25 protein-coding genes and 1 riboswitch are annotated in these 23,364 nt (G+C 67.5%); of the genes, 9 read left to right on the forward strand and 16 right to left on the reverse strand.

Translation table 11 applies throughout. From position 1 onward, the window contains the following. Window positions 1-16 precede the first annotated feature (16 nt). The 5 genes from BST17_RS18080 to thiC all read right to left on the reverse strand — a co-directional run bounded on the left by BST17_RS18080 (window position 17) and on the right by thiC (window position 5,295). On the reverse strand, window positions 17-1,504 hold the full coding sequence (locus tag BST17_RS18080) for a flavin-containing monooxygenase (protein ID WP_083060281.1): 1,488 nt from the start codon (window positions 1,502-1,504) through the stop codon (window positions 17-19). Between the two features lie 17 nt (window positions 1,505-1,521). Further along, a complete protein-coding gene (locus BST17_RS18085) occupies window positions 1,522-2,271 on the reverse strand; it encodes a DUF4190 domain-containing protein (protein ID WP_083060282.1) in 750 nt (249 codons plus the stop codon). Beyond that, complete coding sequence (locus BST17_RS18090; protein WP_083060283.1) at window positions 2,268-2,891, reverse strand: alpha/beta hydrolase family protein; 624 nt, start codon at window positions 2,889-2,891, stop codon at window positions 2,268-2,270. The genes BST17_RS18085 and BST17_RS18090 overlap by 4 nt, the downstream gene beginning before the upstream one ends. Further along, window positions 2,888-3,724: a bifunctional hydroxymethylpyrimidine kinase/phosphomethylpyrimidine kinase gene (thiD, locus tag BST17_RS18095; RefSeq protein ID WP_083060284.1), complete on the reverse strand. Its 837-nt coding sequence runs from the start codon at window positions 3,722-3,724 to the stop codon at window positions 2,888-2,890. Before thiD ends, BST17_RS18090 begins: the two co-directional genes overlap by 4 nt. Then, window positions 3,721-5,295, reverse strand: a complete 1,575-nt coding sequence (gene thiC / locus BST17_RS18100; RefSeq protein WP_083060285.1) for a phosphomethylpyrimidine synthase ThiC — start codon at window positions 5,293-5,295, stop codon at window positions 3,721-3,723. Before thiC ends, thiD begins: the two co-directional genes overlap by 4 nt. Then, window positions 5,287-5,395, reverse strand: a riboswitch (TPP riboswitch). It overlaps the preceding gene by 9 nt. An 87-nt stretch (window positions 5,396-5,482) precedes the next feature. On the opposite strand from thiC, the gene BST17_RS18105 reads away from it, so the two are divergent. Next, on the forward strand, window positions 5,483-7,207 hold the full coding sequence (locus tag BST17_RS18105; RefSeq protein ID WP_083060286.1) for an MFS transporter: 1,725 nt from the start codon (window positions 5,483-5,485) through the stop codon (window positions 7,205-7,207). Window positions 7,208-7,220: 13 nt separating this feature from the next. On the opposite strand, the gene BST17_RS18110 is transcribed toward BST17_RS18105, so the two are convergent. Further along, window positions 7,221-7,832 (reverse strand): TetR/AcrR family transcriptional regulator, encoded by a 612-nt coding sequence (locus tag BST17_RS18110; RefSeq protein ID WP_234807721.1) that lies wholly within the window; start codon window positions 7,830-7,832, stop codon window positions 7,221-7,223. A 60-nt stretch (window positions 7,833-7,892) separates the two neighbouring features. On the opposite strand from BST17_RS18110, the gene BST17_RS18115 reads away from it, so the two are divergent. The 3 genes from BST17_RS18115 to BST17_RS18125 all read left to right on the forward strand — a co-directional run bounded on the left by BST17_RS18115 (window position 7,893) and on the right by BST17_RS18125 (window position 10,552). Further along, complete coding sequence (locus tag BST17_RS18115; RefSeq protein ID WP_083060287.1) at window positions 7,893-9,152, forward strand: MFS transporter; 1,260 nt, start codon at window positions 7,893-7,895, stop codon at window positions 9,150-9,152. A gap of 381 nt (window positions 9,153-9,533) precedes the next feature. Beyond that, the gene (locus BST17_RS18120) at window positions 9,534-9,848 is read left to right on the forward strand and encodes a hypothetical protein (RefSeq protein ID WP_083060288.1); all 315 of its coding nucleotides are present in this window, start codon (window positions 9,534-9,536) and stop codon (window positions 9,846-9,848) included. 62 nt (window positions 9,849-9,910) lie between these two features. Then, window positions 9,911-10,552, forward strand: a complete 642-nt coding sequence (locus BST17_RS18125; protein ID WP_083060289.1) for a class I SAM-dependent methyltransferase — start codon at window positions 9,911-9,913, stop codon at window positions 10,550-10,552. Here BST17_RS18125 and BST17_RS18130 read toward each other — a convergent pair. The 7 genes from BST17_RS18130 to BST17_RS18160 are packed head-to-tail and all read right to left on the reverse strand — an operon-like array spanning window position 10,527 to window position 18,829. Next, window positions 10,527-11,186, reverse strand: a complete 660-nt coding sequence (locus BST17_RS18130) for a hypothetical protein (RefSeq protein ID WP_083060290.1) — start codon at window positions 11,184-11,186, stop codon at window positions 10,527-10,529. The two genes, BST17_RS18125 and BST17_RS18130, sit on opposite strands and share 26 nt — an antisense overlap. Beyond that, window positions 11,186-11,953 (reverse strand): exodeoxyribonuclease III, encoded by a 768-nt coding sequence (locus BST17_RS18135; RefSeq protein ID WP_083060291.1) that lies wholly within the window; start codon window positions 11,951-11,953, stop codon window positions 11,186-11,188. The genes BST17_RS18130 and BST17_RS18135 overlap by 1 nt, the downstream gene beginning before the upstream one ends. Next, complete coding sequence (locus tag BST17_RS18140; protein WP_083060292.1) at window positions 11,953-15,291, reverse strand: ATP-binding protein; 3,339 nt, start codon at window positions 15,289-15,291, stop codon at window positions 11,953-11,955. The genes BST17_RS18135 and BST17_RS18140 overlap by 1 nt, the downstream gene beginning before the upstream one ends. Beyond that, the gene (locus BST17_RS18145; protein ID WP_083060293.1) at window positions 15,288-15,944 is read right to left on the reverse strand and encodes a DUF4194 domain-containing protein; all 657 of its coding nucleotides are present in this window, start codon (window positions 15,942-15,944) and stop codon (window positions 15,288-15,290) included. The genes BST17_RS18140 and BST17_RS18145 overlap by 4 nt, the downstream gene beginning before the upstream one ends. Further along, a complete protein-coding gene (locus BST17_RS18150; RefSeq protein WP_207573668.1) occupies window positions 15,941-17,353 on the reverse strand; it encodes a DUF3375 domain-containing protein in 1,413 nt (470 codons plus the stop codon). Before BST17_RS18150 ends, BST17_RS18145 begins: the two co-directional genes overlap by 4 nt. Then, window positions 17,346-18,233 carry an N-acetylglutamate synthase, CG3035 family gene (locus BST17_RS18155; RefSeq protein WP_083060295.1) on the reverse strand — a complete coding sequence of 296 codons (888 nt, stop codon included), beginning with the start codon at window positions 18,231-18,233 and terminating at the stop codon, window positions 17,346-17,348. Before BST17_RS18155 ends, BST17_RS18150 begins: the two co-directional genes overlap by 8 nt. A gap of 2 nt (window positions 18,234-18,235) precedes the next feature. Next, the gene (locus tag BST17_RS18160; RefSeq protein WP_083060296.1) at window positions 18,236-18,829 is read right to left on the reverse strand and encodes a peptide deformylase; all 594 of its coding nucleotides are present in this window, start codon (window positions 18,827-18,829) and stop codon (window positions 18,236-18,238) included. 128 nt (window positions 18,830-18,957) lie between these two features. Between BST17_RS18160 and BST17_RS18165 the strand changes: the two genes are divergently transcribed. From BST17_RS18165 to BST17_RS18185, 5 genes are read left to right on the forward strand one after another with little or no spacing between them, the layout of a single operon-like run. After that, window positions 18,958-19,266 carry a nucleoid-associated protein NapA gene (locus BST17_RS18165; protein WP_019513723.1) on the forward strand — a complete coding sequence of 103 codons (309 nt, stop codon included), beginning with the start codon at window positions 18,958-18,960 and terminating at the stop codon, window positions 19,264-19,266. Between the two features lie 18 nt (window positions 19,267-19,284). After that, a complete protein-coding gene (locus tag BST17_RS18170; RefSeq protein ID WP_083060297.1) occupies window positions 19,285-19,755 on the forward strand; it encodes a LytR C-terminal domain-containing protein in 471 nt (156 codons plus the stop codon). Window positions 19,756-19,765: 10 nt separating this feature from the next. Further along, window positions 19,766-20,458 carry a superoxide dismutase[Cu-Zn] gene (gene sodC, locus BST17_RS18175; protein ID WP_083060298.1) on the forward strand — a complete coding sequence of 231 codons (693 nt, stop codon included), beginning with the start codon at window positions 19,766-19,768 and terminating at the stop codon, window positions 20,456-20,458. Further along, window positions 20,439-21,569, forward strand: a complete 1,131-nt coding sequence (locus BST17_RS18180; protein WP_083060299.1) for a glutamate--cysteine ligase — start codon at window positions 20,439-20,441, stop codon at window positions 21,567-21,569. Before sodC ends, BST17_RS18180 begins: the two co-directional genes overlap by 20 nt. Before the next feature lie 20 nt (window positions 21,570-21,589). Next, the gene (locus BST17_RS18185; protein ID WP_083060353.1) at window positions 21,590-22,207 is read left to right on the forward strand and encodes an LON peptidase substrate-binding domain-containing protein; all 618 of its coding nucleotides are present in this window, start codon (window positions 21,590-21,592) and stop codon (window positions 22,205-22,207) included. Here the strand turns inward: BST17_RS18185 and mnhG are convergent, their stop codons facing one another. Genes mnhG through BST17_RS18200 form a run of 3 tightly spaced genes read right to left on the reverse strand, consistent with a single transcriptional unit; the run spans window position 22,208 to window position 23,360 of the window. After that, the gene (mnhG, locus tag BST17_RS18190) at window positions 22,208-22,549 is read right to left on the reverse strand and encodes a monovalent cation/H(+) antiporter subunit G (RefSeq protein ID WP_083060300.1); all 342 of its coding nucleotides are present in this window, start codon (window positions 22,547-22,549) and stop codon (window positions 22,208-22,210) included. Further along, on the reverse strand, window positions 22,546-22,827 hold the full coding sequence (locus tag BST17_RS18195; RefSeq protein ID WP_083060301.1) for a monovalent cation/H+ antiporter complex subunit F: 282 nt from the start codon (window positions 22,825-22,827) through the stop codon (window positions 22,546-22,548). The genes mnhG and BST17_RS18195 overlap by 4 nt, the downstream gene beginning before the upstream one ends. Continuing rightward, on the reverse strand, window positions 22,827-23,360 hold the full coding sequence (locus BST17_RS18200; RefSeq protein ID WP_083060302.1) for a Na+/H+ antiporter subunit E: 534 nt from the start codon (window positions 23,358-23,360) through the stop codon (window positions 22,827-22,829). The genes BST17_RS18195 and BST17_RS18200 overlap by 1 nt, the downstream gene beginning before the upstream one ends. Window positions 23,361-23,364: the final 4 nt, after the last annotated feature.

The raw sequence follows: 23,364 nt of genomic DNA on the forward strand, positions 1-23,364 counted from the left end.
GATTTCCTCTCGGCTGCTAACTGATCGAGTAGTCGCTCAGGGGGAACTCGGAAGCCTCCCTGATCGCGGTGTCGGTGGTGGTGGGCCGCAGCAGGGTGGGCTCACCGGCCGGGTTGTAGTAATAAGACCGCGCGCTGGCGCAATTGCCCAGGGTGAACAGCGAATTGCCGAGCAGCTCGGTCATCCTGTCCAGGTAGCGGCTGTTGGCCTCCTCGGTGACCTCGAAGGTGCTCGCGCCGCGGCGCTGCACCTCCGAGAACAGCCGGTCCATCAGCCGCATCTGGTACTCCATGGTGTTGAAGAAGTTCAGGCCCAGGAAGGCGTACGGGCTGGCCAGGCTCAGATAGTTCGGGAAGTAGGGCATGGACACGCCCTGGTAGGCCTGGAAACGCGTTTCGCGCCACCACTTCCCCAGGTTGCGGCCATCCCGTCCGATGACCTCGATGGCCGGGAAGTTGGCCTCCCACAGGTCGAACCCGGTGGCCAGCACCAGCGTGTCGACCCGGTTCTTGGTGCCGTCCTTGGCGACGATGCCGTCGCTTTGGATGTGGTCGATGCCGACATCCTGCAGATGGACGTTGTCCCTGGTGAACGCGCGGTAGTAGCCGTTGCTGAATGTCGGCCGTTTGCAACCGAAGTCGTAATCGGGGGTGAGCCGGCGGCGCAGATCCTTGTCCCGGATGGTGATGAAGCGGTGCAGCTTGGACAGGTCGGCGGCGGAGATGTTGCCGCGCCCCCGGAAGGTCTTGTAGTAGACGACCCCGATGGTCACCATCCACTCGTAGATGGAATCGGTGAGCCAGCGCAGCGCGCGCTGGGTGGCCGGGACGCGCGCGAAGAGCCGCTTGGTTCGCGGACCGAACCGCAGGTCGATCTTGGGCACCACCCAGATGGGGGTGCGCTGGTACACCGTGAGATCCGCGGCCGCCTTCGCCAGCTCCGGGATGAGCTGCACGGCGGTGGCGCCGGTGCCGATGATCGCGATCCGCCGGCCGGCGGGGTCGAAGTCGTCATCCCATTCGGCGGTGTGTACGACCTTGCCGGCAAAGCTGTCGATGCCGGGGATGTCGGGAAGCTTGGGCTGCGACAGGAAGCCGGTCGCGGTGATCAGATAGCGGGCGGTCAGCGTCTCACTCGTCGTTCCCTGGGAGGTGACGCTCACCTGCCACGCCTTGGCATCGTCATCCCAGCGGGCGCCCCCCACCACGGTGTTGAACCGGATGTGGCGGCGGACGTCGTATTTGTCGGCGACGTCGTCGGCGTAGCGCTTGATCTCCGGGCCGGTCGAGAACAGACGTGACCAGTTCGGGTTCGGCTCGAAGTAATAGGAGTACGTGGTGGTCGGGACGTCGACGGCCAGCCCGGGGTAGTGGTTCACATACCAGGTGCCACCCAGATCGTCCTCCCGGTCCAGCAGGACGATGTTGTCGATTCCCAACCGCTTGAGCTGGATCGCGGCGCCGATACCGGCGAATCCCGCGCCCACGATGACGGCGTCGAACATGGTTGAACGGTACCCCGCTACTCCTGCAGCGATCCGGTGCGTGGGACGTCGGTGGTGGCGATGCAGGTCACGGCGCGGTCGCCGCGCTTCCAGGAGTCCTCGGTCGGGTAGAGCACGAACATCCCGACCTCGGGGTCGGCCATCGCGGTCGGGGAGAACTCCTCCAGGGCCGGCTGGCAGCGGTCCTGGTAGTCGATGATGGCGGCCTGACCGGGGAAGTCCCCGCCCGGGACGTCGACGACGAAGTACACCTCACCCTTGTGCGGTTCGGCGCAGTTCACCGTCTTGACCGAGGCGACCAGACTGGCGTCCGACGGGATCTCCGAGAGGCAGTCGCCCAGGCCGATATCGGCGGCGTTGACCGAGTTGGGGTCGAAGATGTCGGCGAAATCACTGTCGGCGATCTTGTCCTTGTTCGCGGCGAACAGCGCGAACACCGCGATCAGGCCGATCACCCACAGCGCCGAGAGCACCAGACCCGCGATGGCCATCCCGCGCCCGCCCTGGCCCTGCTTGGCCTTGTTCAGGCCGACGATGCCCGCGATCACGCTGATCAGCACGCCGCCGATGACACCGAAGATCAGCGAGACGACGGCCCACCAGTTGGTGCCCTGCGGCTGCGGCGGTGGATAGGGCTGGCCGTACTGGTCGGTGTAGGGCAGCGGTGGGGGCGGCGGCGGGAGGTGTCCGGCCGGCGGCACGGGGTAGTGCCCCGTCGGAGGAGGGGGCGGCTGGTAGCCCTGCGGGTACTCCGGCGGCTGTGTCATGCAAGAAAGATAACCGCGGCGGACACCGCTAGCACCGGCACGTCCAAAGTCTTCGACACAAGATCATGACGGGCCCCGGTGATCTCCACGATCTCGGTCCGGCCGGCGACCAGCTCGGCCGCTGCGCGGATCTCGTCGATGGTGCCGAAGGGGTCGGCGGTGCCGTGCGTGAAGACGGTCGGCACCCCGATGTCGGGCAGATGCTCGGTGCGGGCGCGCTCGGGTTTTCCGGGTGGGTGCAGCGGATAGGAGGACAGCGCCAGCACGTCGGGGCCGTCGGATGTGGCGGCGACCATCGACGTCATCCTGCCACCGTAGGAATGGCCGCCGGCGATGACGGGTCCGGCGGTCTGTGTGCGCGCCAAGGCGATGGCCTCGGCGATCCCCTCCTGATCGGTCTTGGCGGAGTTCGACGGCGGGCCCTTGGGCCGGCGGCGTCGGTAGGGCAGGTTGTAGCGGATGGCCAGGTAACCGTGGCGGGCCCATTCCTCGCACAGGGCGATCAGCAGCGCGGAATCCCGGTTACCGCCCGCACCGTGGGTCAGCAGCGCGATGCCGCTGGGTGCGCCGTCCGGTTCGTGGGCTGTGCCATCCATACCGGCGATGTCCTGCAGCGTCATGCCTGCAGCCGGAACAGCGGGTTCACCGGGCCGTGCCCGTGGCCCAGTGGATAGGCGGCGCGGATGCACTCGGTGATCCAGGCTTTGCCGAAGGCGACCGCGTCGGGAACCGAGAAGCCATGTGCCAGAGCGGATGCGGTGGCGGCGGCCAGGGTGTCACCGGCACCGTGGTCATGGCCGGTATCGACGCGGGGCTCGCTGAACTCGTGGAACTCGGTCCCGTCGAAGAGCAGGTCGGGGCTGAGCTCGGAGGACCGCAGGTGCCCACCCTTGACCAGGGCCCACTGCGGTCCCAGCGCGTGCAGTGCCCGCGCGGCGTCCTTCTGGGTGGCGGTGTCCACCACGTCGATGCCGGTGATCAGGCGCACTTCGTCGAGGTTCGGGGTGACCAGGGTGGCCAGCGGGAACAGTTCGTTGCGCACCGAGTCCAGCGCCGACGGGTGCAGCAGCGGATCACCGTGCATGGAGGCGCACACGGGGTCGACCACCAACGGGACGGTGCCCGCCAGTCCCTCCGCCCGCCAGGTCTCGGCGACCACGCCGATGATCTCCGCCGACGCCAGCATCCCGGTCTTGGCCGCCTGGATGCCGATATCGGAGGCCACGGCGCTGATCTGGCCGGCGATGATGTCGAGTGGAATCTCGTGAAAGCCCTTGACGCCCACCGAGTTCTGTACGGTGACCGCGGCCAGCGCCACGGTGCCGTGGATGCCCAGCATGGCGAAGGTGCGCATGTCGGCCTGGATGCCTGCGCCGCCGCCGGAATCGGACCCGGCGATCGTCATCACCCGCAGGGGTGTCTGCCCGGGCTGGGGTAGCGGTAGGAAGTTCATGGCACCAAGGGTAGATAGACCTGATTTCCGCGTTCGGCGAACTCCGCCGATTTGTCCTTCATGGCCTCGCGGATGTCGGCGGTGATGCGCATCGAGCAGAACTTCGGGCCGCACATCGAGCAGAAATGCGCGGTCTTGGCGGGCTCGGCGGGCAGCGTCTCGTCGTGGAACTCGCGTGCGGTGTCGGGGTCCAGCGACAGGGCGAACTGGTCGGCCCAGCGGAATTCGAACCGGGCCTTGCTCAGTGCGTCGTCGCGCTGCTGGGCGCGGGGATGGCCCTTGGCCAGATCGGCCGCGTGCGCAGCGATCCGGTAGGCGATCACCCCGTCCTTGACGTCCTGGCGGTTGGGCAGGCCGAGGTGCTCCTTGGGGGTGACGTAGCACAGCATGGCGGTCCCGGCCTGGGCGATGATGGCCGCGCCGATCGCGCTGGTGATGTGGTCGTAGGCGGGGGCGATGTCGGTGGCCAGCGGGCCGAGGGTGTAGAACGGCGCCTCCTCGCACAGTTCCTCCTCCAGGCGCACGTTTTCCACGATCTTGTGCATCGGAACGTGACCGGGGCCCTCGATCATCACCTGAACGCCATGGGATTTCGCGATCTTGGTCAGTTCGCCGAGCGTCTCCAACTCGGCGAACTGGGCCGCGTCGTTGGCATCGGCGATGGAGCCGGGCCGCAGCCCGTCACCGAGGGAGAAGGTGACGTCATAGCGGGCGAGGATTTCGCAGAGCTCGTCGAAGTGGGTGTACAGGAACGACTCCTGGTGGTGGGCGAGCATCCAGGCGGCCATGATCGACCCGCCGCGGCTGACGATGCCGGTGACCCGGTCGACGGTCAGCGGGATATAGGCGAGCTTCACCCCGGCGTGCACCGTCATGTAGTCGACACCCTGCTCGCACTGCTCGATCACCGTGTCCCGGTAGGACTCCCACGTCATCTTGGTGGGATCGCCGTTGACCTTCTCCAACGCCTGATACATCGGCACCGTGCCGACCGGGACCGGTGAGTTGCGCAGGATCCACTCCCGTGTCAGGTGGATGTCGCGACCGGTGGACAGATCCATGATGGTGTCCGCACCCCAGCGGGTGGCCCACACCATCTTGTCGACCTCTTCGGCGATGGAACTGGTGACCGCCGAGTTGCCGATATTGGCGTTGACCTTCACGCCGAACGCCTTGCCGATGATCATCGGTTCGCTCTCGGGGTGGTTGTGATTGGCCGGGATGACGGCACGTCCACGCGCCACCTCGTCGCGAACCAGGTCCGGTGACACGCCCTCGCGTTCGGCGATGAACGCCATCTCGGCGGTGATCTCACCGTTGCGGGCACGCTGCAGCTGGGTACCACGGTCGCGAACGACGTTGCCGCGCTTGGGCAGACCGCGATGGAGGTCGATGACGGCGTGCTCATCGGTGTACGGGCCGGAGGTGTCATACAGGTCGAAGTGCTCCCCGGTGCTCAGCTGCACCCGGCGCGCCGGCACGCCGTTCGGGGAGTAGTGCTTGGAGCTACCCGCAATGGGCCCGGTGGTGACATCGGTGTTCGATGGACGGGGGTCGACAAATGCACTCATCACGCATCTCCCTACGCCGGCATTACCCGGTCAGGTTCGTACGGTCGACGGCCCTAGCCGTCCTCTCAGCGCGCTGGTGCGTGCTCCCGTGTGGACGCCGTCCAACGTAGCGCATGACGCTCGGATTGCCGAGCGATCGTTTGGATAGCTAATATATGTTTTTACCGATTCACGGGATTGAGTGGCGATGACCCTTGAACTTGAGCAGAACCGCGCACGGATGGACCACGAGCATCCGTTCTACAAGTGGGTGGTCCTGTCGAACACGACGCTGGGCATCCTGCTGGCGTCGATCAATGCGTCCATCGTGCTGATCTCGCTGCCGGCGATCTTCCGCGGTATCGGACTGAACCCGTTGGATTCAGGCAACATCAGCTATCTGCTGTGGATGCTGATGGGGTACCTGGTGGTCACCGCGGTGCTGGTGGTGCCGTTCGGTCGGCTCGGCGACATGTTCGGCCGGGTCCGCATCTACAACCTGGGCTTCGTGGTGTTCACGGTCGCCGCGGTGGCGCTGTCATTCGACCCCTTCCATCTCGACGGCGGGGCGATCTGGCTGATCGGGTGGCGGGTCATCCAGGGCATCGGCGGCGCCATGCTGATGGCCTCGTCCTCGGCGATCCTCACCGATGCGTTCCCGGCCAACCAGCGCGGCATGGCGCTCGGGGTGAACATGGTCGCCGCCGTCGCGGGCTCATTCCTCGGCCTGCTGATCGGCGGGTTCCTGTCCGAATGGCATTGGCAGGCGATCTTCTGGGTGGGCGTGCCGATCGGTGTGCTCGGCACGGTCTGGAGCCTGCGGTCGCTGGTAGAACTCGGAGTGCGCACCCCCGGCCGGCTCGACTGGGCGGGGACGCTGACCTTCGGCGTCGGTCTGACCGTGTTGTTGATCGGCATCACCTATGGCATTCAGCCGCATGGGGATTCGAGCACCGGCTGGACCAATCCCTGGGTGTACGGGTCGATCATCGCCGGGTTGGCCATCTTGGTCGCGTTCTGTCTGATCGAGCTGCGGGTGGCGCAGCCGATGGTGGACATCAGGCTGTTCCGGTCGGCGGCCTTCGGGATGGGGAACCTGGCCGGGTTGATGTCCTCGGTGGGTCGCGGCGGGCTGCAGTTCATGCTCATCATCTGGTTGCAGGGCATCTGGCTTCCGTTGCACGGCTACAGCTTCGAATCGACGCCGCTGTGGGCGGGCATCTACCTCTTGCCGGTCACGATCGGGTTTCTGATCGCGGCGCCGCTGGCGGGATCGCTGGCCGACCGCTTCGGCGCGCGGCCGTTGACCGTCGGCGGCATGCTGTTGATGGCGGTGTCTTTCATTGCGCTGCTGCTGATCCCGGTGAACTTCGACTACTGGGTGTTCGCGGTGCTGGTGTTCCTCAACGGTCTGGGCGGCGGTATCTTCACCGCGCCCAACACCGCGGCCATCATGTCCAGCGTGCCCGCCTCACAGCGCGGCGCGGCGTCGGGGGTGCGGGCCACCTTCTTCAACGCCGGATCGTCGTTGTCGATCGGCATCTTCTTCTCGCTGATGATCATCGGGTTGGCCAATGCCCTGCCGTCGGCGATGAGCAGTGGGTTGCAGGCCCAAGGTGTACCGGCCCAGGTGGCGCACGAGGTGGCCAACACGCCCCCGGTCGGCAGCCTGTTCGCGGCCTTCCTCGGTTACAACCCGATCGACGAGCTGTTGGGGCCCTCGGGAGCGCTGGAGAACCCGGCCGTCAACGCCGAGGTGCTGACCGGCAAGACTTTCTTCCCCGAGCTCATCACCGGCCCCTTCCATTCCGGGCTGACGGTCGTGTTCACAGCCGCCGCGGCGATGATGCTCATCGGGGCGGTGGCCTCCATGTTCAGCGCCGGTCGCTACGGCGCGGCCGCGCCCCGGGACGCGGTGTCGGCCGCCGAATGAGAGTCCGGGCGGCTCAGGTGGCCTGATCGGCGGGGGCGCCGGCCCTGATCCCGGCCAGCACCACCGCAACGATGCGCTCGGCATCGCGCCGCGTGAACGACCGGATGCCTCTGTTGACGATGAGGTGTACCGGGCCGGAGAGCATCTCGCCGAGGAAGCCGCTGTCGACCGGTGGGAGTTCTGCTCGCTCGACCGCGGCCTCCACCCGGCGCCGCATCGCCGTGACCCGTTCGTCGAGGATCTTCGTCAGCGCCTGCGCCGACGATCGATACAACTCCTGCTCCAGTGCGCGGCCGAACGGTGACTGCAGGGCCTGGGCCATGGCCTGCAGAAAATCGACCAGGTCGCGGTGGATGTCACCGGTGTCCGCGATGGCCGCGAGTTCGTCGGCGTGGTGCAGCACGGCCTCGATCACGAGATCCTCCCGGTCGGGCCAGTGCCGGTACACGCTGGCCCGGTGGACCCCGGCACGCTCGGCGACATCCTCGTATCGGAAACCGGCGGCGCCGTCGCGCGCGACGAGTTCGGCGGTGGCGGCCAGGATCTGCGACCGCACCCGGGCATTGCGCCCGCCGGGCCGCCGCGCGGGCGGGGAGCCGGCCGTCTCATCCGTCACCGGCGCCATTGTTCCAAAGTCCTGCTAGCCTCATGGCTAAAGCGACAAATAGTCGTTTTAAGGAGTGGAATGCTGCGCGCAGTGGTTCTGACACTGGCGAATGTCCTCGCCGACCTGGCCATCGGCTCGCCGGTGATGGTGCTGCCCCAGCTCATGGCCGACTTCGGCACCGGAGAAGCCGCCTGGCTGAACGCCGGGGCGCTGCTGGCCGGTGCGGTCTGGTCGCCGTTACTGGCCAAAAGCGCCGACCTCTACGGCAAGCGGCGCATCCTGCTGGCGATCCTGCTGCTGTCCTGTCTGGGCGCCGTGATCTGTTATCTGGCAACCAATGTGGTGATCTTCCTGATCGGTCGCTTCCTCCAGGGCGCCGCGTTCGCTGCCGTCTTCGTGACCGTCGCGCTGGCCGCCGAGATCTACTCCGCCGGTGTGGCGATGTCCGTCGTCGGGGTGGTGACCTCGGCGTCATCGCTGATCGGGATCGTCGAACCGTTCGTGATGACACCGATCATCGCGGCGTTCGGGCACCGCAGCGTGTTCCTCGTTGCGGCAGTGCTCGCGGGCCTTGCGGCACTGAGTGTCCAGCTGGCGATTCCGGAGTCGCCGATCCGCGCCACCGGCCGGGTGGATGTCCTTGGTGCGTTGCTGCTCGGCGGTGGACTGGCCGCCGTGCTGGCCTCGCTGACCGGTGCTCCGGTCGCGCTGCTGGTCGTCGGTGTGGGCGCATTGGGTGGCTGGCTTCTTCTGGCCTGGCGCGCCACCGATCCGATCATCGACATCCGCGCGCTGCACCGCCCGATCCTGCTGACGTTGCTCGCCGTGGTGCTGGCGGCCGGCGCCTTCCGCAGCATGCTGCATCTGGTCGGCATGACCGGCGGTGACGATGTCGCGGTGCTGCTGGCCGCGCCGAATCTGGGCATCGTGATCGGCGGCGCGGCGGCGGGGTGGGCCGCCGGGCGGTTCGGTCCGGCGCGGGCGCTGCTCGGCGGAATCGTGATCGGCACCGTGGCGACCGCGGGGATGTGGACCGGTGTCTCGGTGTTGTGGGTGGCCGTCGCGTGCGGCGTCTCGATCGGGGTCGCGGCGGGGGCGGTGGGCGCCTCCGGATACAACCTCGCGACCAGCATCGAGCCCCCGGAACGCCACGGCACGACGGCCGGCCTGGTGTCGGTGATGACGGCACTCGGCGCGGTCACGTTCACCTTCGCGGGCAACGAGGTGCTCACCACGATGGACGACGGTGTGCATCGCTATGTCCTGTTCGCCACCGCGGTGTTCGCGCTGGCACTCATCCCGGCACTGCGGCTCGTCCGATTTGCCGGCGCGCGGTAGGACACACTCCGGCCCGTCGCGGCTGCTGTTTCCCTACGCAGCGTGGGGAGTGGCGGCCGCGTCGTCCGGTGGTCGTCGGCCGGCATCATCCGGCGCCCACAACTGAATGTGGTGTGCATCACATCAAGATCGGGATGAATCGGCTGTTCTGAGGCGTGCCGAGATTTGCTAAAGGTTGCATTTACAAATCGCCGCGACGCGGTTTCAAGATCAGGTTCTTGCATTGCAAAATGACGTCTGGGCAAATGCGGAATCGGGCGCTCGACCATATTGATGAGATTTCCTGATGTGATCTTGAACAGCAACAATGTTCGTGATTTGTGCGACGAAAGGTTGTACAGTCGGGCTGGTCAGCAATTGCATTCCAGGGGGAGTCGCAGCATGAGGAAAATACTGGCCGGGGCAATTGCCGGAGCGTTTGCCATCGGGGCACTGGCCGGTGCCGGTGCGGCGCAGGCCGCGCCGTTCGAGTACGTCGACAACCCGAGTCCGTTCGTGGCGCCAGGCCCGAACAACACCGTGATCGACACCAATCCGAGCCCGTGGGACTTCACCGGCGATGTGATCCGGTTCCTCGGCTTCGAGACCCAGTTCATCAGCGACGGCACCGTGTTCGGCCCCGGCTACCAGGGCGTCAAGGGGCCACGCGGCGCAGATCTCACGGGCCCCCGGCAGGCCGGTCGCCCCGGGGGCTAGAGGGGTGCCCCGCTGAGCGTCGCCCAGGCTCCGGCGCCGGGGCCGCGCCTACACTCGGGACGGTGACCACGATCCAGCGCCGCGCCTTCAACGATGCGATCACCAGGTTCTGGAGCTTCGCTGCTCCGGCCTATGACTCGGCCTGCCTGCAACGGTTGGTGTACCAGCCGGCTCAGAACGAGGTCATCGAGCAGCTGCGGCAGCGCGGATCCACCCAGATCGCCGATATCGCCTGCGGCACCGGGATCCTCGCCGACCGCATCCAGCGCGAACTGCGGCCCGAGGAGGTTTACGGACTCGACATGTCCGACGGCATGCTGGCCCAGGCCCGCAAACGCTCCGACCGCATCCGCTGGATGTCCGCGCCGGCCGAGCAGCTCCCGTTCGAAGACGAGTTCCTGGACGCCGTCGTCACCACGTCGGCCTTCCACTTCTTCGACCAGCCCGCCGCACTGCGGGAGTTCCACCGGGTGTTGCGCCCGGGTGGCGTGGTGGCCGTCACGACGATGAGCCCGCGGCAGTCCTTCCCGCCGCTGCACGCGCTGTCGGCCGGCCTGGGCGCCCCCGCGCATGCGCCGACACCGGATGCGATGCGCATCCTGTTCACCGACGCCGGTTTCGAGATCGCCGATCAGCACCGGGTCCGGCGGCCGGTGTGGACGCCGATATCGGATCTGATCACCGTGGGTGTGAAGCCTTCGTGAGCCACTTCTGGCCGGCCTTGGCCGCCCGGTGCAGGGCGCCGTACTCGCCGAGGTAGGCGGCAACCGCGCCGACGACGGGGAGCATCCCGACGTAGCGGAACACTGCCCGCGGATGCGGTCGCTTGCCCAGCTCCCCGCCGATGGCGTTGAGGATCCCGGCCAGATGCCACACCTTGGCCACGATATTGTCCGGCCACGGCTCATCGTTGTCGGGCAGCGGCGGGTCGGGGATCTCGCGCCCACACAGCACCGAGGCCAGCATGCGCACCGTGTCCCGGCGGTCGGTCACCCCGTACTCGCGGGCCACCGCGCACAGGATCAGCGTCTGCGAGGCGAACCCGAGCAGATCCTGGATCGGTAGCCGGCTGGCGAGTGCCCCCAACGCGCCCGGCCAGGCCACCGCGACGGTGTCCAGCGCGCCGACCCGCCATATCCACCAGCCGATCCGCTCGTCGCGGGTCTTCTGCTCCCACGCGTCGGAACCCGGCACCTCCAGGAACTCCAGGTGCCGGCGCACGCCCAGTGGATCGAACCCGGCGAGCACATCGAGGATCAGATCGGACAGTGCGACCGCACGGGCGAGCACGTCGGCGACATCATTGTCCGAGATATCGACCTTGGGTAGCAGATCCATCACGTCAACTCCACGAGTACGGGCGCATGATCACTGGGGGCCTTGCCTTTTCGTTCCTCCCGGACGATCTCGGCGTGGGTCACCCGCTGCGCGAAGTCGGCTGATCCAAGGATGAAGTCGATGCGCATGCCCTGGCGCTTCGGGAACCTCAACTGGGTGTAGTCCCAGTAGGTGTACACCCCCGGGCCGGGAGTATAGGGCCGCACGACGTCGGAGTAACCGGCATCGATCACGGCCTGGAACGCCGCGCGCTCGGGCGCGGACACGTGCGTGGACCCCTCGAACACCGCCGGATCCCAGACGTCCTCGTCGGTGGGTGCGATGTTCCAGTCGCCGACCAGGGCCACCGGACCCGTCCAGGATGACGCGGCATCACGAAGGGCGGCAAGCCATTCCAACTTGTACGGGTAGTGCGGGTCGGCCAACGTCCGGCCGTTGGGCACATACAGGCTCCACACCCGCACCCCGCCGCAGGTGGCCCCGATGGCGCGCGCCTCGGCGATGTCCTGCCAGGACGGTGCACCGTCGAATCCGATCTGCACGTCCTCCAGGCCGACGCGGGAGGCGATCGCCACCCCGTTCCACTGGTTGTGCCCCACATGCGCGATCTCATAGCCCAGCGCCGCGAACGGCATCGTCGGGAATTGGGCGTCTTTGCACTTGGTCTCCTGCATGGCCAGCACATCGACATCGGCCCGCGCGAGCCAGTCGGTCACCCGGTCCACCCGGGTGCGGATCGAGTTGACGTTCCAGGTGGCGATACGCATCAAACGGGCTCCGGGACCTTGAGTTCGCGTTTCAGTGCCGTGAAATCACTGATGGTCTTGGTGGTGACGTGGGCGACCGGGCGGGCATTACGGCCGCTGGCCTCGGTCTTGGACACCATCACCACACCGTCGATGTAGGGCTGGATGGTGGTGGCGTTCTGCACGGTGGCGACGATGACGAGCTGGAAGCCGAACTTGCGGAACGCCTGGAGAGCCTGCTGGGCGAACTGGGGGTCGGATTTGGAGAACGCCTCGTCGAGCATCAGCTGAGCAAAAACCGGCTTGTTGTCCCCACTTTCGGGGTTCGCGAGGTTGAAGCTCAACGCACCGGCCAGGCAGAACGCCATCAGCTTCTCCTGCTCGCCACCGGAGTTGTCGCCGGCGTTGCTGTGCGTGCGGATCAACTCCTCGGTCCGCACGTCCCATTCGGCGCAGTCGAAGGTGAACCGGTTGCGCACGTCGAGCGCGTCACGGGTCCACACCCGATCCTCGGGGGTGTTGCCGGCCAACCGGTTCCGCAATCGCAGGATGTCGGCGTACTGCTCCAGGATGGCCTTCTTGTCGCCGAGACCGACCTCGGCGATGCGTCGCGAGATGGCCTTGACGATCTCGGTCAGCTCCGTCACCGCCGTCAGGCTGCGGGGGGTGGCCCGCAGCGTCAACCGGGTGCCACGGTTGAACTCCACCGCGCCCAGACCGGTGTTCACCCGATCGATCTGCTCGGCAATCCGCCGGGCCTCCTGCTCGGCGACCCGGTGCAGCGTCAGGATGGCATCCGGGGCCTGCTCGGTGATCAGGCGCATCATCCGCTCGTAGGCATCGGGGAGTTCACGCTCGTCGATGTGGCGGCACACCGCCACATAGTCGTGCACCCGCTCGTCGAGATCGTCGGAGTCGTTGGGGATCGCGTCCGGGAACGACGAGTCATAGGTGGCGATGATGCGGGCCAACTCGTCGTGGGAACGCCTGCGGCTCTCGGTGAGTCGATCCCGTTCCCGCCGGATCGCGGCGAACAGCGCCTCCCGGTAGGGCTCGGGGTTGAGCAACTCCAGGCTCACCGGGATCTGCGTCGAGTACCGGTTCAGCAGCTCGGTCGCCGGCTCGGACACCGCGGCCGGCGCGAGTCGGTCCTGCAGGTCCAGCAACCGGGTGCGACGCGAGTCCAGATCGTCGCGCCGGGTCTGGATCGCGCCGCGCCGGGTCATCAGGACCTGGATGTCGTTCCAGCATTCCTCGGCCCGCGTGCTCAACGCCTCGACGTCGGGATTGTCGGCCAGCAGCAGGTCGTACTGTTCGCGCAGGCGTTCGGCGTGCCCATCGGCGGTTTCGGTGTCGATGTGGCTCCACTGCGGGAACTGCTCGCAGATCGCCTTGCAGGCCGCCGCCTGGTCCCGCCACCGCTGCCGGCCGGCGGCGATCTCGTCGGCCGCGCTGCGCGCGGTGGCGAACACTTCCTCGGCCTCGGCCAGCTCGGCGGTCAACGCGTCCAGTTTGGCGGTGATGTCACCCTGGTAGATGTATTCCGACGGTTTGAGCGGGCGCCGGTCATCCTTGATGGCCAACCGGTCGGAGTCCTTGTAGAGACCCGTGTCGGTGACCGCACGGCGGAACCGGGCGAACAGATCCGGGCTGTCGACGCAGATGTGATCACCGGCAGCGGTCAGCACATCCAGCGCCTCGGCCGCGCACGGGTGGCCGGGATCGACCACGAACAGCTTGCCCGCCAACGTGTTGGGCTCCGGGCGACGGTCGGGGGCGTTGACCCGCACCTGGTGCAACGCCAGCCGGCCCCGCATGTTGTTCTCGTTGACGAAGCGCAACACCTTGGCGTAGTGCTGATCCGGTACCAGCAGGCGGAGCCCGACCGACCGCAGCACCTTCTCCACCGCGCCGCGCCAGCGGGTCTCCTCGGGACGCAGGTCCATCAGCTCGGCGACATACGGCAACGCGCTGGGGTCGATTCCCAAAGCGGTGCAGATGTGTTCGCGCATGGTCACGGCGAACTCGGGTAGCGCCGAGCCGACCTGCTCCACCCGCTTGAGTTCCTTGGCGGCATGATCGCGCGCCATCCGGGCCGCCTTCTGGGCGTACTCGGCGTCGGTGGAGGACTCCCGGCCGCGGTCCAGTTGCACGGCGAGCCCGGCGGCCTGCTTGGACAGATCCTCCCGCAGATTCCAGAACTCGTCGGCGGTCTCGGGGACCTCGACACCGTGCGCCGCCACCATCTCGGAGTAGGCGGCGTACCGGCGGGTGACCTCCTCGGCCTGCGCCTCCGCGGCGGCGACCTGCGACTGCAGCGGTCCGATGCTGGCGCTGGCGCCGCTGATCTGCGCGTTGAGGGCATCTCCTTCGGCCTTGGCGAGGTTGAGCTGGCGGGTGATGTCGCCGTACTCGTTCTCCAGCTGATCGATGGTGCCGTCCAACGATTCGATCTGCGCCGGGGCCTGCTGCAGGCGTTGATGATCGGTGTGCGCGCGGACCATCGGCATATCGACCAGGTCGATGATGCCGAGGTCGGAGGATTCCGAGGCATAACGCAGCTGGATGGCCTCGATATCGCCGAGCACCTTGCGCTTTCGCTGGGCCACCGCCAGCAGCTCGCGGGCCTCCACCAGCGGGTCGATCTGCTTGAGCGCCTCGGGAAGCCGTGCCAGACTGTCCGGCTCGTCGAGCATGAAGTCGCGGACGAACTGTTCCAGACCGCCGACACTCTTGAGCGACTTGGCCTTCCCGAGCAGCTGCTGGGCGGCTTCGGAGGCGCGGATGCCGATGGAGGCGTACAGCTGGGCCAGGTACTGCGATTCGACCTTGGTGGAGAACCGCCAACCCTCGGTGAAGACCTTGCTGTCGAAACGCCCGGCCGCCCAACGGTTGCAGACACCCTCGATGTCCAGATCACCGTCGCCGAGCACGAACCGGCTCGACGAGTCCGAACGGGATTCGCCGGTGAGCCATTTCAACACCAGGCCGGTGATGGTGCGCCCGGTGTTGGAGGTGTACGTGACCGCCACCGCCGACCAGGTGGTGCCGTCACCGCGCAGGTACATGACCTGGCTGGTGCCGCCGTCGCTGCGCTGTCCCCATGCGCCGCGGACGTACTTGTCGACGGTGCGTCGACCGGCGCTGGAACCCGCGGCGGTGTTGTCGCCGGAGGCGTTGAAGTTGCGCCGGTTGAACGGCAGGAAACCCAATGAGATCGCGTCCAGCAGTGAGGATTTCCCGCTACCGGAGGAGCCGGCGATCAGCGAGCCGCCGGCATTGATGGGGATGGAGTGATACCCGTCGAAGACGCCCCAGTTGATGACCTGCAGGCGGGACAGGTGGAACTGCTCGCTCATTCGGCACCACCTTTCACCAGCTGTTCGAACTGCTGCTGCAGTTCGGTGATCACCGAGGCCGTCATGATGGCGGTGATGACGGGTGAGACCGTGTAGGAGTCCTCGTCATCGCGGGTGCGGCGCAGGATGTCCAGGCCGGCGAGCCGGGCGATGGCGGCGTCGATGCGCGCGGTGAAGGTGACGGTGTCGCGATCGGTGTCGTTGAGCACCCCGGCGAACAGGCCGTGCACCTCGTCGCGCGTGATCAGGAAGCTCACGTCACCACCCGCGCGCATCATCTGCGCCAGGTGCAGCGCCAGGATCGAGTCGTAGGTTCCCAGCGGTTCGCGGCGCAGCAACTTCGCACCGCGGGTCGGTTCGTAGCGGGCCTGTTCGATGTAGGCGATGTCGACCTGTGCCGAAATCTGCAGCTGCAGATCGAGTTCGGAGAGCCGCACGGCAAGATCGTTGCGATACTCCAGGATCCAGCTGTAGACATCCGGATCGGATTCGCTGCTGATGTAGCGTCGCGTCAGCAGATGCTGCAGAGCCCAGCAGGCGCGGTCCGGCAGTACGCTGACGTCACCGTCGAAGCGCGGTTTGCGACTCCCGGTGCTGCGCCCCGAGCGGTCCACCTCGGGTAACGAGGCGAAGTCGATGTCGGCGTCGGTCATGAGGCAACCTCGGTGACGGGTTCGGTGAACATCAGGTGCGGGACCTCCATCTCGCGGTCATGGCCGTCCAGCGAGTGGAAGCGCACGGTCACCGATCCGGCGGTGGCCGGGGCCGGTTGTTTGAGCGCCCAGGACCACAGCACGATGACGTGGCCCAGGTAGGGCGAGTCCAGCATCGACAGCGCGTCCGGAAGGGACACCGGCAGTGCGGCATTGAGCATCTCGGTGAGCGCGGGCGCATCGACCTGTGTGGTGAGGGCGGAGAAGGTGGTCAGATCCACCTCGCCCTGGGCGATCTCGGCCGGTTTCGGTGAGGACAGGTCGTTGATCCGGAAGCTCAGTGCGCCGACGGAGGTGATGGCGTGCCGGGCCAGTGGCACCTCGATGGCGAGGCGGGAGTCGGTCAGCGACTCCTTGAGCAGGGCGCGGGCGGCCCCGATGGCCTCGTTGAGCTGGCGGGCCACGCCGCGACTCTGCTCGAGGGTGCCGAACGCCGTGAAGCGCTTCACCCGCTGGGCGCAGCGCTGCTGAATGCGCTCCACCTCATCGATCTGGTGTCCGACGAGTTCGAAGAAGTTGGCCATCACCTTGCGCAGCGCCGGGTCGAGCTCGGGCAATTGCGCAGCGACGGTGGCGATATCGGCCTCGAACTCGGCGCGCTGCTGCGGGTCGTTGATCATGTGCAGGAACGCACGGTGCGAGTCGCGGCCGGCGGAGTCCCAGGCCGCCTGGTAGTCGGCGTACATCCGGCGCTGCCGGTCGCGGTACTCGAGGTTGGTGTCGATCGGGTCGTCCAGTGCGGCCGTCGCCTGCTCGATCATGTTGCCGTACAGACCGATATCGGTGATCAGCCGTTCCATCTGCATGGCGATGGCACGTGCCTCGTCGTACATGGCCGTGACATCCGGTTCGGGTCGGGTGCCTGCGTCGAGCTCATCGAGCTCTGCGTGCAGCGCGGCGATCTCGGCCTCGATGCCGGCGCGGATCCGGTCGGGATCGTCGCCGGCGCGGGTGGCGACCTGCTTGAGCCGTGCGGCGATCCCGTGCATGGACCCGCCGGTGGCGATGGTGTCGTTGCGACGCACACCGCGGACGAAGTCCAGGGCGCGCCGGGCATCCTGGGTCAGGTAACAGACGTTGCGTTCAGCCCCGGCATGTTGGCTGGCCACCCGGTGCAGCCAGCCCTGGCTGGCCCAGGACTTGATCAGGGCCAGCCCGGACTGTTCGCCGGCCTCGTGCAGGGCGTCCAGATCGCGCTCCAGCCGGACGACCAGGTCGGTCTCGCCGACCAGCCCGTCGAACAGGTGGCGTTCCATCAGGGTGGCGTAGACCGCGAGGTTCGACGTCGCCAGCAGTCGCAGCGCCCGGGAGCCCTGCACCTCGCGGTTGGCATCGAGTAACTCACGCATGGGCCACGAGGCTATCTGCGCGCACATAGCGGTGCCGGTGGTGCAGCCGGAATCCGAGCGAGTGGTACAGCGTCAGCGCGGGGCCGTTGTCGTCGAGCACCTGCACATACGCGCGGGTCGCGCCCTGTTCGGCGCCCCAGACCGACAATGCCGCGACGATCGACCGGGCCAGCCCCCGCCGGCGGGCCGACTCGGCGACACGCACGCACGACACGCCGAGCCAGCGGCTGCCGTCCGGCCCGGCGGTCACCGCCCCGCGGCCGACGGCGGCGCCCGCGGCGGCGAACGTGAGCACCCCGTCGACCACGGCGGTGAGGATCTCCGGCGGCACGTCACGTTCGTAGACCCGCTGCCAGTGCTCGTCGGGCGACTCGCCCAGTGCGACGCCCGGGGAGGGCGGCGCGGGGGAGAGTTCGCGCACCAGCACGCGGGTGCTCTTGATGCCGGCAGCCGTGATCGGGAGCAACCGCTCCGGCAGCGCCAGCCACGGTTGCAGTCCGCGGTCGGCGTACCAGGAAGTGATCTGCGGCAGGGACTGCGTCGACGACGAAAACAGCAGCGGAACGGCCGAATTCGCCCTACTGGTGTGACCGGAGCCGGCGCGCAACAGCCACCCGTCCTGCCAGTGCTGTTCGGTGCCGGGCCAGGCCAGCGCCGCGGCGTGTTCCAGTGCCCGGATCTCGGAATTGCGGACCGGGGTGTGGGAGAGCTCGCGGACCGACACCACATCGGCGGGGTCGATCTCGACGGGTTCACCGGACTTGGGCCGCACCACCACCATCGGTTCGAGTGCCTCCAGATGTCCGACCACATCGGTCAGGCCATCGGAGATCCGGTAGCGCAGCGAGACCCGGCTGCCGCAGGAAGCCGCGAAAAGCACGGCTAGTGGCCGAAGGGGTCGGGATCCTCGCCGGGCGTCCAGCTCAACCCCGGGACACCCCACTGGTTGTGCTTGACCATCCGCTTGGCGGCCCTGGCGTGCCGGCCGATGAGCCGGTCCAGGTAGGTGAACCCGTCCAGATGTCCCGTCTCGTGCTGCAGCATCCGGGCGAACAGACCGGTGCCCTCCAGCGTGATCTCGGTGCCGTCGGCGTCCAGTCCGGTGACCCGCGCCCAGGATGCGCGGCCGGTGGGGAAGGACTCGCCGGGCACCGACAGGCAACCCTCGTCGTCGTCATCGGGATCGGGCATGGTCTCGGGAACCTCGGAGGTTTCCAGCACCGGGTTGATCACCACGCCGCGGCGGCGCGCGGTCTTACCGCGGTCGTCGGCGCAGTCGTAGACGAACACCCGCTCGGTGCGACCGATCTGGTTGGCGGCCAGGCCAACCCCGTTGGCCGCGTCCATGGTGTCGTACATGTCGGCGATGAGCGCCGCCAGGTCGGCAGGTAGGGTCCCGTCGGCGCCCACGGGCACCGGGGTGGTCGGGGTGTGCAGGACGGGATCGCCCACAATACGGATCGGTACGACAGCCACGGTTGGCAAGCTTAAGTCAGCCGACGCGCGGGTAACGATCACGCCTCAAATAGCGGGGCCGTGATTGAATGATCGCCGAACCACACCAATGTCATTTTGTGAGTGATCGGAAGGGTCCAAACAGCGATATGGATGGCGCCATCGCGCGGACCGGCCAATCCGGGGACGACTCCGAACCCGCGGACGGGCTGACCCGCCGCGAACACGACATTCTGGCGTTCGAACGCCAGTGGTGGAAATACGCGGGGTCCAAGGAAGATGCCATCAAGGAACTGTTCTCGATGTCGGCGACCCGGTACTACCAGGTACTGAACGCCCTTGTCGATCGGCCCGAGGCGCTCGCCGCCGACCCGATGCTGGTCAAGCGGCTGCGTCGGGTGCGCGCGAGCCGGCAGAAGGCCAAGGCGGCCCGGCGGCTCGGTTTCGACATCACGTGAGCCGTTAGGCTGGCCCCGATGAACCAGCGAGACTCTTCCGGGCTGCCCCTGCGCGCCATGGTGATGGTGCTGTTGTTCCTGGGAGTCGCGTTCCTGCTGATCGCCTTCCAGTACATGGGCTCCGACGGTGACGACGAGGCCGACTCGGTCGCCATCAGCGCCACGACGACCAGCAGTCCCACCTCCAGCGCCGAACCGACGGCGGAACCCGATGCGCGCGAGGCCGAGGTGCGGGTGTTCAACACCTCCGAGGTGGCCGGCGCCGCCGAGGGGGCGGCCAACCGGTTGCGTGAGGATGGCTGGAACGTCACCGAGACCGGCAACCTGGTTCTGGAGGGTCTGCCGGCGACGACGGTGTTCTTCGGCGAGGAGCCCGGTGAACGGGAAGCCGCCGAGGAGGTCGGCCGGCTACTGGAGGCGCCCGTGGAGCCCAGACGCCCTGAACTGGTGGAGCAACCGCCGGGCGTCATCGTGGCGGTCACCGGCTAGAGTCTCGGACATGCCGATCTCAGCCTCGATCCGTCTTCTTGCCGCCGCCGCACTGACCGTGCCGATCGCCGCAGCTTGCGCACCGTACGAGCCGGAGGCCACCTCGCCGGGAACCACGCCGCCGGTATGGACCGGATCACCGTCGCCCTCGGCCCCGGCCGCAGAGGGCGACGGCGAAGAACACGGATCGGGTGCCGAGCATGGATCGGCGGCCGGGGCCGAGACGTTGACCGCCGACCTGAAGACCGCCGACGGCACCGACGTGGCGACCGCCACCATCGACTTCGCCGAGGGCTTCGCGACCGTGACGGTCGAGACCACCACCTCCGGTGAACTGGCCCCGGGATTCCACGGTCTGCACATCCACCAGGTCGGCACCTGCGAGGGCGATTTCACCAGCGCCGGTGGACACTTCCAGCGCGAAGGTCACTCCGGGCATCCCTCCAGCGGCGACCTCAGCTCGCTGCAGGTCCGCGCCGACGGATCGGCCAAGCTGGTCACCACCACCGACGCCTTCACCGCCGAGGATCTGCTCGCCGGCAGCAAGACCGCGATCGTGATCCACGAGAACGCCGACAACTTCGGCAACATCCCGCCCGAGAAGTACCAGCAGATCAATGGAACCCCCGGCCCCGACCAGCAGACGCTGGCCACCGGTGATGCCGGCGGCCGGGTAGCCTGCGGTGTCTTCTCCGCGGAATAGCAATCGCATCGACTTCGCCGGGTCTCCCCGGCCGACCGTCGGTGTCGAATGGGAGTTCGCGCTCGTCGATCCCGTCACCCGCGACCTGAGCAACGAGGCCGCGGCGGTGATCGCCGAGATCGGCGAAACGCCGCATGTGCACAAGGAATTGCTGCGCAACACCGTCGAGGTGGTCACCGGCATCTGTGAGACGGTGCCGGAGGCGATGACCGACCTGCACGACACCCTGGTGCCGGTGCGCCGTATCGCCCGCGAGCGCGGCATGGAGCTGTTCTGCGCGGGCACCCATCCGTTCGCCGAATGGGAGATGCAGCAGCTCACCGAGGGGCCGCGCTACGCGGAGCTGATCAAACGCACCCAGTGGTGGGGACGGCAGATGCTGATCTGGGGCGTGCACGTGCACGTCGGCATCTCCTCGGCGCACAAGGTGATGCCGATCATCACCTCGCTGCTCAACCACTACCCGCACCTGTTGGCGCTGTCCTCGTCGTCGCCGTTCTGGGATGGCGAGGACACCGGTTATGCCAGCAACCGCGCGATGATGTTCCAGCAGTTGCCGACCGCCGGTCTGCCGTTCCACTTCCAGAAGTGGTCGCACTTCGAACGGTTCGTCTACGACCAGAAGAAGACCGGCATCATCGATCACATGAACGAGATCCGTTGGGATATAAGGCCGTCCCCGCATCTCGGCACCATCGAGGTGCGCATCTTCGACGGGGTGTCCAACCTCGCCGAGTTGGGCGCGCTGGTGGCTTTGACGCACTGCCTGATCGTCGACCTGGACCGCCGCCTCGACGCCGGTGACCAGCTGCCGACCATGCCGCCCTGGCATGTGCAGGAGAACAAGTGGCGCGCAGCGCGTTACGGGCTGGACGCAGTGATCATCTTGGATTCCGACAGCAACGAACGTCTGGTCACCGAGGACCTCGACGACCTGCTGAACCGGCTGGAGCCGGTGGCGGTGTCGCTGGGATGCGCCGACGAACTGCGCCGGGTGGAGGGCATCTACCGCGACGGAGCGTCCTATCAGCGTCAGCGCCGGGTGGCCGAGGAGCACGACGGCGACCTGCGCGCGGTGGTCGACTCGCTGATCGGCGAGCTGGACCTGTGAGCACGCCCGCGCCGACGGCGATGTTCCCGCTCGAGGTCGCCATGCTGCCGGGTGAGGAACTGCCGCTGCGGATCTTCGAACCCCGCTACTCGGCCATGATCTCGGACTGCCTGGCCGGCACCGGTGAGTTCGGTGTGGTGCTCATCCAGGCCGGCCGCGAGGTCGGCGGTGGCGATGTGCGCAGCGACGTCGGGGCGTTGGCGCGCATCGTCGAGCACACCGACCTGGGCGGCGGCAAGTACCGGCTGCGCAGCGTGCTCGGCGAGCGGATCCGGGTGATCCAGTGGCTCGACGACGCCCCCTATCCGCGGGCCCAGACCGAGAGCTGGCCCGACGAGGCCGGTCCGTCCATCACCGGGGACGACATCGCGGGCGTCGAGGACACCGTGATGGCCCTGTTCGAGCGGATCGCGGCCGCGCGGGATGCCGAGTTGCCGCCGCGCGAGGTGCTGCTCGGCGGGCCCGAACCCGGCCAGCAACCCGGAGATCGGCTGTACGCGTTGGCCTCCCGGATACCGATCGGACAGGCCGACCGGTACGCGGTCCTGGCGGCTCCGCACGCGTCGGCGCGGTTGGCCGCACTGCGCGAGGCCGTCGAGACGGTGGCCGCGCTGGTGGAGTTCCAGCTGTCGGAGTAGCTACTCGGGGTCGGGCAACGGGTTGTGCTTCAACTCGTCGGCGATCACGCTCTCCTGGACGTTCTGTTCACGGTAGGCCAACTGGCCGACCCGATTGGCCACCACCGGCGCGGTGATGATCGTGAACAAGCCGGCGAGGATGATCATGCCGACATCTGGATGGCCGCTGAGCCGGACCGCCGCGCCGGCCAGGACCAGCAGCAGCCCCAACACCTGCGGCTTACTCGCGGCGTGCATGCGCGTCAGGGTGTCGGGGAAGCGCACGACCCCGATGGCAGCGGTGAGCGCCAGCGCCGAACCGCCCAGCACCAGGATCGAGGTGATGATGTCGACTACGGTCACGATGCCCTCCGTTCGTCCGGATCGCGGTCGGGCACGCGGAAGCGCGCCACGCTGACCGACCCGACGAAACTGATCAGCGCCAGCGCAGTGAGGCTGTAGGTGACGGTGCTGTCCAGACTGAACGCCGCCCAGGTGCCGATACCGCACATCGACACCGCGACAAAGGCATCCAGCGCGACCAGCCGGTCCAGCGTGGTGGGTCCGGCCAGCAAGCGGTAGACGGTGATGGCGGCGGCGGCCGAGAGCATCACCGCCGCGGCGACCCAGACGATATGCATCAGGCGTCCTCCTTATCGGCGGACGCCCGCCAGTCGGCATCCCGTTCGAACGCGGCCACCATGAGTCGCTCGACGGTCTTCACCTGCCGGTAGAAGGCCGCGACCGCCTTCTCGGAACCGACATCCAGCACGTGCAGGTAGATGAGCCGGCGCCGCTGATCGATCTCCAGGACCACCGAACCCGGGATGAGGGTGAGTACGCCGACCGCCAGGGCGAGCACCAGATCGGACTTGACGGCCAGGTGTGCGCGCAGCACCGCGGTGGCCGGCTGAGGACCGGGTTTGATTGCCAGCCAAGCCACTTGGAACGAGGACACCACGAGTTTCACCGCGACATAGAGCACCAGGCGAAGCAGCGCCAACGGCCGGAGCTTCCCTTCCACCGGTACCGCGGGCAACGGGAGCAGCAACGTGATGACCAGTGCGACGACCAGACCGCCGATGATGTTGGCGGCCGAGAACGTGCCCCACAGCAGGATCCACACCAGCGTCAGCCAGCACAGCGTCCAGATGCGTAACGTGATCTTTCTCATCGTG

Source organism: Mycolicibacterium bacteremicum (genome assembly GCF_002086115.1).
In the GTDB taxonomy this organism is placed as follows: Bacteria; Actinomycetota; Actinomycetes; order Mycobacteriales; family Mycobacteriaceae; genus Mycobacterium; species Mycobacterium bacteremicum.